Raw genomic sequence first — 12,103 nt, forward strand, 5'->3', positions numbered from 1 at the left:
TTTCAAGCGTGTGATTCGGCGCTGGCGCGCCAGCAGCCGTGAAAGCCGAACGGGATCCGGTGCGGCAGGCATACCGTTGCAACGGGGCCGGCCGCCAGATCGGTGGCATCGATCACCAGCAGGTCGCTGCGGCCTTCTTTGGCGCGCCACGCCACCGCCAGCAGCCAGCCGTCGCCTTCGGGCGATTGCGCCGAGCGCGCCACGAAGACCGGTTCGGAGACAACGTCGCCGGCCGGCAGGGTATACAGCTGGCGCCTGCCGGATGCAAAGTCGAAGCGGGCCAGGGAGTCGTACAGCACACTCTCCGAACCATTCCTGACGCGCTGCTCGCTGTGGCAGCAGTAAAACCCCACGCGGTTGCGGCGCCCGCTGAAGCGCTCGTCGATGCGCGGGAATTCCGCCGCCAGGTCGTCGAGGATGGTGCGCTCGAAGCCGTCGCCATCGCTTTCCAGGTCGAACGTCCAGCGGCACAGGCGCGCCGCCATGGCGGCCGGATCGCCCGGGCTGCCGTCGGCGTTGGGCATGCCCGGCGCGGTGCCCGACTCCATCACATACGCCACGATGCGCTGGCCGTCGTCCCAGGCGTTCATCACATGGAACACATGGCAGGCATCGCTTGCGAACCAGCGCAGCCGATCCATGGGTTGACCGCGCACGCCGATGCCGACGTGGCTGCGCCGGTCCGCTTCCCATGCGAACAGGGGCAGTCCTTGCATGGCGCGTTCCACGCTGATGGTCAGCGGGGTGACCGGAAACAGCACATGGCGTTCGGTCAGCATGAAGTCGTGCATCATGCTCGCGTAGGGTGCGCGGAAGGTGTCTGCCGTGGTGACCCGGCAGTGCGCATCGAGCACGCCGTACTGCATGTTGGGTTCCCCCGGGCTGTCGGGAAGGTAGCAGAAAAAGTGCAGCTCGCCGGTGGCCGGATCGGCCTTGGGATGCGCGGTGAAGCGCTGGTTCACGGTGCCGCCGACATCCTGGTGCCCTTTTGACGCCAGCGTGTGCGGATCCATCTCGAACGGCTGATGCGACTCTTCCAGCGCAAACAGGCGTTCCCCGTGCCAGACCATATTCGTATTGGCGGTGCCGCTGTTCTTGCCGTGCACCGACGGGTCGCTGGTGGCCGGGTTGCCGAAGGTGCCGAACAGGGCGCGGCCGGCATCGTCTTCGAGCTGCCATTTCGGTGTGCGCGCCCAGCGGTTGGCATAGGCCACCTTGCCGTCGCCGATGAAGAAGGCGTGCACCATGCCATCGCCGGAAAACCAGTGATAGCGGTCGTCGCGCGGCGCGAAGCGGGGGTTCGGTCCGACCCGGTACAGCGCGCCGCGCAGTTGCGGCGGCAGCGTGCCGGCTACCTGCAGCGCGGCGATGTCGGATTCGGTATCGAGGGGAGCGTAGTTCCCCATGAAGAAATGGCCTGGCATGTGATTCCCGGTGGGTTTAAAGACTGTGCATGGCGTCGCGTACGTACGCGATCAGCGGCGCGTCGATGCCGGAACCGGTGCGCAGGCCGGGTTCCATCTCGAAGGCGTGGCGCAGCTTGGCCTGAAGCGCGGGATTGCCCGCCGCCTTGGCCAGCGACAGCGCCTGCCACTGGCGCGCCAGCGCTTGCACTTCCAGGCTGGCGGCCGGCGTGCCGTTGGTCAGGTGCTTGCGCAGGGCGCAGATGAGGGTCGGCCAGCTGTCGGTCTGCCTGACGTAGTGCCGGCGCAGCAGGGCCATCTCGGCCGGGGTGCAGTAGTTGGCGTAGATGGCCAGGCGCCGGTGCGCCATGGCGTGCGAAATGAACTGCATCGCCGCGCGGTCGACGCCGCTGAGCGTGTGCAGGGTGGGCTCGTTCCAGTTCATGGCGTAGAGCTTCATGAGCATGCCTTCGTCGCCGCCCACGTCCTCCAACAGAGTGGCGATCCAGCGTTGCGCGAAGGCGCCAGCGTCAATGCTGTCGGGCGCCACTTCGCGCGCCATCAGCTCGTGCAGCGTGGCGGTCAGCTGCGCCTTGTCGCCGCCGCTGTACTGGCGCCGCGTCTTGAGCGTATGCAGTTCGGCGTCGGTGAAGTAGCGCGCGCCGGCGGCCATGCGTTCGAGGGCGGCCAGCCAGCTGTCCATCGACGGTTCATGGCGCTCGTCGAGCTGCGCCTGCAAGTCGCGCAGCTGGCCGTGCAGGGCGGACGCCTGCGCGATCTGGCGTTCGAGCGATGCGATCTGCTGCGCCACCACTTGCGGCAGGCTGGCGCCGCCGTCGGCCAGCATGGCCTGGATTTGCGTGAGCGGCAGGTCGAGGCGGCGCAGCGCCTGGATGCGATACAGTCGGGCCACGTCCGCGCTGTCATACAGGCGGTAGCCCTTGTCCGAGCGGACCGAGGGCGTGAGCAGGGCGATATCGTCGTAGTGGCGCAAGGCGCGCACGCTCAAGCCGCTGCGCTTGGCCAGTTGTCCTATTTTCAGTAGCATGCCGGTTTCTCCATTTGTCAGATGGTAAACCGTCACGTAGCGAGAGGGTCAAGCGTCCCCGCGTGAATATCTGCGCGGGGACGATGGCGCGTAACTTAGATCGGGCCGTTGATGCTCATGCGCTGGGTGTGCGTCCAGCGGTGGTCGGACGCCGCGACCGCGGAGTTGTAGGTGCGGTAGGTCTGGCCCTCACCCGGCCACGGGTCCATGATGTAGACGTGGTTGACGCCATTGGCCGTCTCATATCCGCGCCCTACCATGATGTGCCCACCGCCGTTGCTCCAGCCGTAGCGCATCACGAACGGGCGGTTGGCGTTGATGTCCGATACCACGCTGCTCCACGACGACGCCACGCTGTATGCGCCGTTCGCCACGCCCCACGCCTTGAGGATGTTCTGCACGCTGCCGTTGGAGCCGTACATATTGTTCGGCTGGTTGGCCGGGCTGTTCCAGTTGAAGTAGGTGTTCCCGCAGGCGTAGTTCAAGCCGAACGCCCAGTTCACGATCTGGCACTGGCTCGGCGTCTTCTTGTAGAAGTTCAGCACCGCCTTGCTCGACGCCGACCAGCACCACTGGCTGTGTTCCTGGGTGGTCAGCGGCACGCTCAGCGTGCGCCATTGCGCCATGGCCGCTGGCAGTGCCAGCATCAGCGATACACCGGCGACGATCTTTTTCATATGTGTGTTCATGTTTTCTCCTGATTCGTTCTGAGGATGGTGTAACCGATGCCGGCTTATTTCGAAGCGTCCAGGTTTTGCTTGACCGCGCTGCGCAGCGGCTGCAGCAGCTCGGCTTCGTCCATCAGCGCCTCGCCCGCCTTGCCGTCCTTGACGGCGCGCTGCTGCATCAGCAGCGATTCGCGCGCCGAATGCAGCGGCGCGTAGCGCGTACGCCCATCGTCGCGGCCCACCACTTCGAGCAGGTCGGAGCGCGCCTGGTAGACGCGCACGAAGCGCACATTGCTGCGCTCGGCGTCGCCGTAGTAGCCCATCGACGCATCCAGATCCTTCGCCAGCACGGCGGCGCCGTACGCCACCGTTTCGTAATTGCCGTTATTGAGTTCCAGCGTGGCCATGCCGATCGGGCGCTGGTTCAACAGGATCACGAAACGCCACTGGCCGGTGGCCTTGGCCATCTGCTTCATGCTGGCGCGACCCGCCAGCAGGTCGTTCGGATCGATCGTGTAGACCGGGAAGCCGTAGCCGACCTTGGCGTCCTTCAGGTCCTGCATGTCGTTGATGTCGAGCGGGAAGTCGACCGGCGTGCCGCTGGTGCCGCGCACTTGCAGCTGGTGCGTCACGAATTGGGCGAAGTCGCGCTGGGCCGCTGCCTGCGCCGCCGCTGCCGCGCGCTTGGGCACCGCCTTGAAGGTGCTGGTTCCATCCGACTGGGCCTGTGCCGGCGCGCCGGCCAGGGCCAGGCTGGCGCCGCACAGCAGGGCGGCGAGCATGGGACGGCATGAGAGCATTTTTGTTTGCATTAGACTTCTCCTCACATAGGTTGATACGAGAGCCCCGCCTGTCCAGACGGGGTGGGTGCTGCGCCTGCATTGGCATGCACGCATGCCGGACACCGTTGTCGACGCACGTGGTCAGTGCGTCGGAAAATCGAGAGAACGCTGCATCAAGTCGCCGATCATGTCGGCGGTGACGGCCGACAGGGTCCAGCCCAGATGACCGTGGCCCGTGTTGTAGAAGACGCAGGGCGATTTGCCGCGGCCGACGCGCGGCAGCATGGTCGGCATCATCGGGCGCAGGCCGGCCCAGGGAATCACGCTGCGCGTGTTCACGCCCGGGAAGCATGCATGCACCCAGTCGATCAGCGGGCGAATCCGGTCGTCGCGAATGTCGCGGTTGAAACCATTGAATTCGGCGGTGCCGGCCACGCGGAAGCGGTCGATCCCGAGGCGGCTGGTCACCAGCTTGGTGGCGTCGTCGAGCAGGCTGACGCTGGGCGCGGCGGCCTGGCTGGCGGCGTCGCTCAGATTGACCGTGATCGAGTAGCCTTTGACCGGGTAGATGTTGACCCGGTCGCCCAGGCTGGCGGCCAGGGCGCGGCTGGCGGTGCCGGCGCAGATGACCACGCCGTCGTAGGTCTCGGTCTGGGTGCGCTCGCCGTCGCCCAGGGTCACGTGGGCGTGGCGGCCGTCGCTGCGCAGCGCGCCGATGCGCATGCCGTAGCGGCAGTCGACGCCATTGCGGCGCGCGGCGGCGGCCAGGCCGGTGGTGAATTTGTGGATATCGCCGGTGGCATCGCTGTCGGTGAAAAAGCCGCCGTAGTAGTCGCCCGCCAGGGTCGGTTCGATGGCGCGCATCTCGCCCGGCGTGACCGCGCGCCGCGCCAGGCCGCCGGCGGCCAGCATCCTGCTGACCGTGGCGGCGTGCTCGAAGCCGGCCTTGTCGCGGTAGATGTGCAGGATGCCTTCGCGCTTGACGTCGAAGTCGATCTTCTCGGCCTCGGCCCACGCGAACAGGTGCTCGCGCGCGGCGATCGCCAGGCGCGCCGTTTCCACGGTGTTGCGGCGGTAGTGGGGAATGGCGGCGGCAAATTCGGCGAACCACGACAGCTTGTGCCAGCTCGGTTTGGGGTTGACCAGCAGCGGCGCATCGCGCCGGAACATCCACTTCAGGCCCTTGAGCATGGTGGAGCGGTGGTTCCAGACTTCGGCGTTGGAGGCCGACAGCTGGCCGCCATTGGCGAACGAGGTTTCCATCGCCGCGTAGCGGTGCTGTTCGAGCAGGGTGGTGGCGAAGCCACGTTTGGCAAGGGCGTAAGCGGTCGTGACGCCGGTGATCCCGCCGCCAATTACTGCAATGGTTTTCATGTGTCTTCCAGGTCCGAAAAACGTCAGATAGGGGAGTCCGCGCGCGGGTGCGCGTCGGATACCCCCTCTGTGCTGGACCTGAGAGATTCGCCGGCAGCGCGCGATGCGCGGCCGGTTTGCTCCTTCGGTGCACCGGATGACGACTCCCGGTGGCTCTTCAGAGTTCAAATGCGTTATCGGTCCTGGGGCCTGAGAGATTCCGGGGCGGTTGCTCCTTCGGCGCCATCGATCTTTTACCTGCTTGCGATCAACGGACTCTCCCGATAACACTTAGCGTTGCGCTAACTATGCCTTGAGCATATGTATGCAGAATACCGCAGGAAATGTCGTCAATACAACCTATTTAAGTGATAGCTGTTGTTTCCGAGACAATACCGACAAATTACCGGCGGACGCTGACCTGGTCCCAGTCCAGGTCGAAGCGCGCCAGGAATTTTTTCAGCCGGTCCGCGTCGTTGGGCTTGCTTTTGGCGCTGCGCGAGACGGCGAACAGCTTGCGGCCGGCGTCCGACAGGGTGGCGGACTGCCGGCACACCTTGACCACGGCGGCCAGTTGCAGCGCGTCGAACAGGTCGAGGCCGGCCGCGGCGTCGTCGCCCATCAAGCCGGCGAGGTCGACCTCGGCCTGAATGGGCGCCGGCGCGCGCGTGTAGTGCTGCCAGAGTTTTTGCAGGCGGGCCACTTCGGCGCTGACGATGCCCTCCGAAATGCCGCCGGCCTCGGCCAGGGTCGCCATGCGCGTGACCGAGGCCGACAGGTCGCGGAAGTTGCCGGCCCAGACCGCCTCGGGCGACATCGCGAAACGCATGTAGCGCTCGCGCGCCTCCTTGTTGAAACGCACCATCTGCCCGTATTCCTGGCTGAACTGGTTGAGCAGGTAGACCAGGTTGGGCTCGATATCTTCGGGCCGGTCGACCAGGCCGGGCAAGGCGTAGGTCCACAAATTAATGCGCGCGTACAAGTCTTCGCGGAAGCGCCCGGCCACCACGTCGCTTGCCAGGTCGCGGTTGGTGCCGGCGATGAGCTGGAAGTCGCTCTGCACTTCGCTGTCGCTGCCGACCGGATGAAAGCGCTTCTCTTCGATGGCTTTGAGCAGCATTGCCTGTTCGTCCGGGCCGAGCTCGCCGATTTCGTCGAGGAACAGCAGGCCCTTGTGGGCACTGCGCAGCAAGCCCGGGCGGTCGGCGCCGGCGCCCGTAAACGAGCCTTTGACGTGGCCGAACAGGGTCGAGGCGGCGCCGTCGCCGTGCAGGGTGGCGCAGTTGAGCTCGACGAACTTGCCGTCGAGCTGGTGGCGCGTTTTCTTCAGTTCGTAGACCCGGCGCGCGAGGAAGGATTTGCCGGCGCCGGTCGGCCCCATCAGCAGCATCGGCGCGCGCGACTTGATCGCCACGCGCTCGATCTCGTCGATCATGGTGTTGAAACTGGCGTTGCGGGTGGCAATGCCGGACTTGAGGAAGGCCACGCCTTCGGCTTGCTCGCGCGAAAAGCGCTGGGCGATCTGGTCGTAGCGCGACAGGTCGAGGTCGATCAGCGCATAGCTGCCCGGTTCGGTGGTGGACTGGCGCCGTGGCGGCGAACTTTGCAGCAGGCGGCCGGGGAAGAAGCGCGCCTCCGTCATCAGGAACATGCAGATCTGCACGACGTGGGTGCCGGTGGTGATGTGGATCCAGTAATCCTCGTTGTCCGGATCGAAGGGGTAGGTCTTGGCGAAATCGAACAGGGCGCCGTAGACCTCGCCGAAATCCCAGGCATCGCTGATCGGAATGTCGTGCGGGACCACCGTGGTTTCGGGCGAGACGGCGGCGATGTCGGCCGTGACCGCATCGACCAGCGAGCGGAATTTGCCGCCGTAGAGCAGATCGAAGCGGTGCACCACGTATTCCTCATGCTGGGTGATGGCGATACTGGGGCGCCATTTCTCCCAGCGGGCCGGCCCCTTGCCGCTGTCGAGCTGGGTGCCGATGAATCCGATGACCACAATGCGTTTCTGTTTCATATTCGTATAAATTTTTATCTTGTCGGATAATTTATCACGCCATTGCCAGCTTGTCCATTTCTTGCCCGTTTGGCTTGGCGAATTGGACATCTTTTTCAAATCAAGGACTTAGCGGGATCTGGCGCGCATGCGGCACGCGCTGGCACGCCCTTTGCAATAGAGGAGATACAAACAAGAAAAAATGAGGAAATCAAAATGGCAAACGCACAGTTGTTCCAGACCTTGAAGGGAATTTTTGTCCCTCGCGCCGATGGTCTCAATTCGCCAGGCGCTGCGGCTTACAGCATGACGCCACGGCACCAGCTGGCGCAGTATGCCGCCACCGGTTGCCTGAATTCGACCTATTACGTCAATGCGCAAGCGCAGCTGGCCACGGTGCTGGAACTGTGCGAAAAAGTCGACGCCAGATTTATCGCGCAGACCGCGATTTACTGCCGCGAACGCGGTTATATGAAGGATATGCCGGCGCTGCTGACCGCTGTATTGGCCGCCAAGGGCGCGCCGGAACTGACCCCGGTGTTCCGCCGCGTGGTCAATAACGGCAAGATGCTGCGCACTGTGGTGCAGATTATCCGCTCCGGCGCGGCCGGCCGACAATCGCTGGGCACCCGGCCGAAAAAGCTGGTGCAGCAATGGCTGAACCGCGCATCGGAAAAGGAATTACTGTCGGCCTCGATCGGCACCTCGCCGTCGCTGGGCGATGTGGTGAAGATGGTGCACCCGACACCGTCGCAAGCCTGGCGTGAAGCGTTTTTCGCCTGGTTGATCGGCAAGCCGTTCAATGCCGAAGCGCTGCCGGATGCGCTCAAGGCCTTCCAGGCATATCAGGCCGACCAGTCGCAGCCGGTGCCGGACGTGCCGTTCCAGATGCTGACGTCATTGTCCTTGCCGGCGCAGGCCTGGGCGCAGATTGCACGCCAGGGCGGCTGGCACATGGTGCGCATGAATTTGAATACCTTCGCCCGCAATGGTGTGTATGAGCTGCCGGGCATGATCGAAGTGATCGCCGACAAGCTGCGCGATCCGGAAGCGATTGCCAGGTCGGGTGTGTTTCCGTATCAGCTGATGTCGGCGTATATGGCGGCATCGAACGACGTGCCGCGCGCTATCGGCGACGCCTTGCAGGATGCGCTGGAACTGTCGCTGGCCAATGTGCCCAAGGTCGAGGGCAGGGTGGTGATTTGCCCGGATGTGTCGGGATCGATGCAGTCGCCGGTGTCGGGTTATCGCGGCGGCGGCACCTCGAAGGTGCGTTGTATCGATGTCGCCGGACTGATTTCGGCCGCCATGCTGCGCAAGAATCCGGATGCGCTGGTGCTGCCGTTCGAGAATTATGTGCGGGTGTGCGAACTCAATGCCCGCGATACGGTCATGACCAATGCGCAGAAGCTGGCGGCGATTGGCGGCGGCGGTACCAACTGCAGCGCGCCGCTGGTGCAGATGAACAAGCAGAAGGTGATGGCCGACCTGGTGGTGTACGTATCCGACAATGAATCGTGGATCGACCAGCGTGCCGGCGCCACTGCGACCATGGCCGAATGGGCGCTGTTCAAGCAGCGCAATCCGGCGGCGCGGCTGGTGTGCATCGACTGCACGCCGAACAGTACCAGCCAGGCGGCCGAGCGTAGCGATGTGTTGAATGTGGGCGGTTTTTCGGACGATGTATTCAAGATCATCGCCGCATTCGCGGCCGGCCAGCTGGGCGCCGGTCACTGGGTGGGCGAGATCGAATCGATCGCGCTGGAGTAAAGAACGTTGATGTACCGGTTTTGAGTGCGGTGCGAATGCCGATGCGACTACATTTTGCAAATGCTCGCAGTGAAATTTGTCGCATTGTGCTCAATCGTTTTACCCCGAATGCAGGCAAAGACTACATCCACGGTCGCAAGGGCTTCGCGTCCTACGACTGACACGTCTTGCCGCTCCTTGTCGGGACTTTGCTTTACAGGTTTTGAGCGCTGTGCGAATGCTTGATGCGAATACATCTCCAAATTTATCTCGCATCGGATTTATCTTGTCGCACGGTGCTCAATCGTTTTACCCCGAATGCTGGCGTGACTACATGGGGGTTGCTGTTGGCCTGACGCCGGCAACTGTTTGTCCCGCCGACTCCTTGTCGGGAATTGATTTTTTGGCGAATGCAGTCCGGATTACATTGCGTTCCCGGTTCGAGTCCGGGCGGTTGCGCAAGCGGCCGTAGCTCAACTGGTAGAGCAAATTGTCCGGGCGATGTTGTCGCCCCTTGCATCATCTTATATATAGTGAGAAAAATATGAAAAACGAAAACTACGATGTCCTGAATGTGGAAGAGGGCCGCCACGTCAAAATGTGGACCAAGGGCGTGCCGGTGGAAGACGTGGCCAAGAAGCAGCTGGCCAACACCGCCAAAATGCCCTTCATTTACAAGCATATCGCGGTCATGCCCGACGTTCACCTTGGTAAAGGTTCGACCATCGGCAGCGTGATCCCGACCCTGGGTGCGGTGATCCCGGCGGCGGTCGGTGTGGATATCGGTTGCGGCATGATGGCGGCCAAGACCACCCTGACCGCGAACGACCTGCCGGATAACCTGTCGGCGCTGCGTAGCGCCATCGAACGCGCGATCCCGCACGGCATGTCGCCGAAGACGCGCGGCTATCGCGGCCGCGACGAAGGTTCGTGGAATACGCCGCCAGCGGCGGTGGATGTGGCCTGGGGCCAGTTGAAAGATGAATTCGACGCCATCTGCCTGAAAACGCCGAAGCTGAAAACCACGAACAACTACCGTCACCTGGGAACGCTGGGAAGCGGTAACCACTTTGTGGAAGTCTGCCTGGATGAGGTCGGTTTCGTGTGGTTCATGCTGCATTCGGGTTCGCGCGGCGTGGGTAATGCCATCGGTACCCATTTCATCGAGCTGGCCAAGAAGGATATGCGTACCCACTTCATCAACCTGCCCGATCAGGACCTGGCGTACCTGGCCGAAGGAACGCAGCACTATAACGATTACATCGAGGCGGTCAGCTGGGCGCAGAAATTCGCCCGCACCAATCGCGATGTGATGATGCATAACCTGATCGCCGCGGTGCGTACCGTGATCACCAAGCCGTTCGAGACGCATGTGGAAGCGGTGAACTGCCACCATAATTATGTGCAGAAGGAGCATCACTTCGGTAAAGATGTGCTGATTACCCGTAAGGGCGCCGTGTCGGCCCGTCCGGGCGAGCTGGGTATCATCCCGGGTTCGATGGGAGCGAAGAGCTTTATCGTTCGCGGTAAAGGCAATCCGGACAGCTTCAATAGCTGCAGCCACGGCGCCGGCCGCACCATGAGCCGTACCGAGGCCAAGCGCCGCTATACGCTCGACGACCAGATCAAGGCGACCGAGGGCGTGGAGTGCCGCAAGGATGAAAATGTGATTGACGAGATTCCGATGGCGTACAAGGATATCGACGCGGTCATGCACGCCCAGCGCGACCTGGTGGATGTGGTCCATATCCTCAAGCAGGTGGTGTGCGTCAAGGGTTGATGGCGCTGCTGCTTACACTCGCTGTTTACACTGCATAAGAAGAAGACTTGAAGATGATTGAATTAGATGGCGCCCTCGGCGAAGGCGGCGGACAAATCCTGCGCAGCGCGCTGACCTTGTCCATGATTACCGGGAAGGCGTTCTGCATCAATAATATCCGGGCCGGCCGCAAGAAGCCCGGTCTGCTGCGCCAGCACCTGGTGGCGGTGCAGGCTGCCGCAAAGATCAGCGATGCAGCTGTCAGTGGGGCGGAACTGGGCTCGCTGAAGCTGGTTTTTGCGCCCAAGGCGATCAAGGGCGGCGATTATCAGTTTGCGATCGGTTCGGCCGGCAGTTGCACTTTGGTGCTGCAGACCGTCATGCTGGCACTGCTGCATGCGGACGGCCCCTCGACGGTGCGCATCAGCGGCGGCACGCATAACCCCATGGCGCCGCCGGCGCAGTTCCTGCAACGCGCCTATATACCGCTGCTGCGCAAGATGGGCGCCGATATCGATGTCGAGCTGGTTCGCTCCGGGTTCTATCCGGCCGGTGGCGGGTGTGTGGTGGCGACCATCGCACCGTGCGCGCAATTGAAGCAGTTGACCTTGACGGAACGTGGCGAACGCACGGGCGGCTATGCCGAGGGAATCGTGGCGGGATTGCCGGCGCCGATCGCGCTGCGCGAGCTCGAATGCGTCGGCCTGGGAATGGGCTGGTCGGGCGACAAGCTGCGCATGCGCGGCTTGCCAGCCGATCAGGGACCGGGCAATGCCTTGCTGATTACCCTTGAATATGAACACGCGACCGAGGTGTTTTGCGCTTTTGGCGAAAAGATGGTGCGCGCCGAGACGGTCGCCAAGGATGCCATGCACGAGGCGCGCCGCTATATCGCATCCCAGGCCGCGGTGGGCGAACACCTGGCGGACCAGTTGATGCTGCCGATGGCCCTGGCCGGCGGCGGCAGTTTTACGGCGGACGTGATCTCGCAGCATGCCACCACCAATGCGGAAGTGATCGGTCGTTTTCTGCCCGTTGCGATCACGCTCGATGAGGGGGAACTGCGCAGCACCTGTACCGTTCGCGCGACGGCGTAAAAAGAGTCCTTGCCAGTGTGGCGAGGGCTTTGCTATAGTTCGCCTCCCCGCAGAAACGGTTAACGAAATCAAGTAGTTAGCGCACTGTGAGGGCCGTCCCGAAAGAGACGCGGTAGCAAAGAAGGGGTTGACGAGAAACGCGAAACGCTGCATAATCTCACCTCTCTGCTGCAACGAACACAACGCTTCGTAGCAAACGGCAGAAGGCGGTACAGAACAAGTTCTTTAACAATTAACAGTCGATA

Annotated in this window: 9 protein-coding genes and 2 riboswitches; of the genes, 3 read left to right on the forward strand and 6 right to left on the reverse strand. The window is 63.1% G+C overall.

The annotated features are described in order from the left end of the window. Positions 1-2: 2 nt before the first annotated feature. The 6 genes from F2P45_RS18370 to rtcR form a co-directional block, all read right to left on the reverse strand. A complete protein-coding gene (locus tag F2P45_RS18370) occupies positions 3-1,424 on the reverse strand; it encodes a carotenoid oxygenase family protein (RefSeq protein ID WP_166878186.1) in 1,422 nt (473 codons plus the stop codon). Positions 1,425-1,440: 16 nt separating this feature from the next. After that, complete coding sequence (locus F2P45_RS18375) at positions 1,441-2,451, reverse strand: MerR family transcriptional regulator (RefSeq protein ID WP_166878189.1); 1,011 nt, start codon at positions 2,449-2,451, stop codon at positions 1,441-1,443. A gap of 95 nt (positions 2,452-2,546) precedes the next feature. Beyond that, the gene (locus F2P45_RS18380; RefSeq protein WP_166878192.1) at positions 2,547-3,140 is read right to left on the reverse strand and encodes a C39 family peptidase; all 594 of its coding nucleotides are present in this window, start codon (positions 3,138-3,140) and stop codon (positions 2,547-2,549) included. A 44-nt stretch (positions 3,141-3,184) separates the two neighbouring features. Further along, positions 3,185-3,931, reverse strand: a complete 747-nt coding sequence (locus F2P45_RS18385; RefSeq protein WP_229505151.1) for a hypothetical protein — start codon at positions 3,929-3,931, stop codon at positions 3,185-3,187. A gap of 111 nt (positions 3,932-4,042) precedes the next feature. Beyond that, on the reverse strand, positions 4,043-5,275 hold the full coding sequence (locus F2P45_RS18390) for a D-amino acid dehydrogenase (RefSeq protein WP_166878194.1): 1,233 nt from the start codon (positions 5,273-5,275) through the stop codon (positions 4,043-4,045). Positions 5,276-5,332: 57 nt separating this feature from the next. Then, positions 5,333-5,442, reverse strand: a riboswitch (glycine riboswitch). Continuing rightward, a riboswitch (glycine riboswitch) is annotated at positions 5,443-5,548 on the reverse strand. Positions 5,549-5,657: 109 nt separating this feature from the next. Continuing rightward, on the reverse strand, positions 5,658-7,274 hold the full coding sequence (gene rtcR, locus F2P45_RS18395) for an RNA repair transcriptional activator RtcR (RefSeq protein WP_166878197.1): 1,617 nt from the start codon (positions 7,272-7,274) through the stop codon (positions 5,658-5,660). 195 nt (positions 7,275-7,469) lie between these two features. Between rtcR and F2P45_RS18400 the strand changes: the two genes are divergently transcribed. The 3 genes from F2P45_RS18400 to rtcA all read left to right on the forward strand — a co-directional run bounded on the left by F2P45_RS18400 (position 7,470) and on the right by rtcA (position 11,858). Then, positions 7,470-9,023 carry a vWA domain-containing protein gene (locus tag F2P45_RS18400; RefSeq protein ID WP_166878200.1) on the forward strand — a complete coding sequence of 518 codons (1,554 nt, stop codon included), beginning with the start codon at positions 7,470-7,472 and terminating at the stop codon, positions 9,021-9,023. Between the two features lie 523 nt (positions 9,024-9,546). After that, positions 9,547-10,782: an RtcB family protein gene (locus F2P45_RS18405; RefSeq protein WP_166878204.1), complete on the forward strand. Its 1,236-nt coding sequence runs from the start codon at positions 9,547-9,549 to the stop codon at positions 10,780-10,782. A 53-nt stretch (positions 10,783-10,835) separates the two neighbouring features. Then, entirely contained in the window at positions 10,836-11,858 is a 1,023-nt protein-coding gene (gene rtcA / locus F2P45_RS18410) for an RNA 3'-terminal phosphate cyclase (RefSeq protein WP_166878207.1), read from the forward strand. Positions 11,859-12,103: the final 245 nt, after the last annotated feature.

It is taken from the genome of Massilia mucilaginosa (assembly GCF_011682145.1).
GTDB lineage: Bacteria > Pseudomonadota > Gammaproteobacteria > Burkholderiales > Burkholderiaceae_D > Telluria_A > Telluria_A mucilaginosa.

What these genes read in the sequence shown, in the direction of transcription:
- rtcR (WP_166878197.1), bottom strand. Translation starts at nt 7,274, where the DNA reads ATGAAACAGAAACGCATTGTGGTCATCGGATTCATCGGCACCCAGCTC.
- F2P45_RS18375 (WP_166878189.1), bottom strand. Translation starts at nt 2,451, where the DNA reads ATGCTACTGAAAATAGGACAACTGGCCAAGCGCAGCGGCTTGAGCGTG.
- F2P45_RS18380 (WP_166878192.1), bottom strand. Translation starts at nt 3,140, where the DNA reads ATGAACACACATATGAAAAAGATCGTCGCCGGTGTATCGCTGATGCTG.
- F2P45_RS18400 (WP_166878200.1), top strand. Translation starts at nt 7,470, where the DNA reads ATGGCAAACGCACAGTTGTTCCAGACCTTGAAGGGAATTTTTGTCCCT.
- F2P45_RS18390 (WP_166878194.1), bottom strand. Translation starts at nt 5,275, where the DNA reads ATGAAAACCATTGCAGTAATTGGCGGCGGGATCACCGGCGTCACGACC.
- F2P45_RS18370 (WP_166878186.1), bottom strand. Translation starts at nt 1,424, where the DNA reads ATGCCAGGCCATTTCTTCATGGGGAACTACGCTCCCCTCGATACCGAA.
- F2P45_RS18405 (WP_166878204.1), top strand. Translation starts at nt 9,547, where the DNA reads ATGAAAAACGAAAACTACGATGTCCTGAATGTGGAAGAGGGCCGCCAC.
- F2P45_RS18385 (WP_229505151.1), bottom strand. Translation starts at nt 3,931, where the DNA reads ATGCAAACAAAAATGCTCTCATGCCGTCCCATGCTCGCCGCCCTGCTG.
- rtcA (WP_166878207.1), top strand. Translation starts at nt 10,836, where the DNA reads ATGATTGAATTAGATGGCGCCCTCGGCGAAGGCGGCGGACAAATCCTG.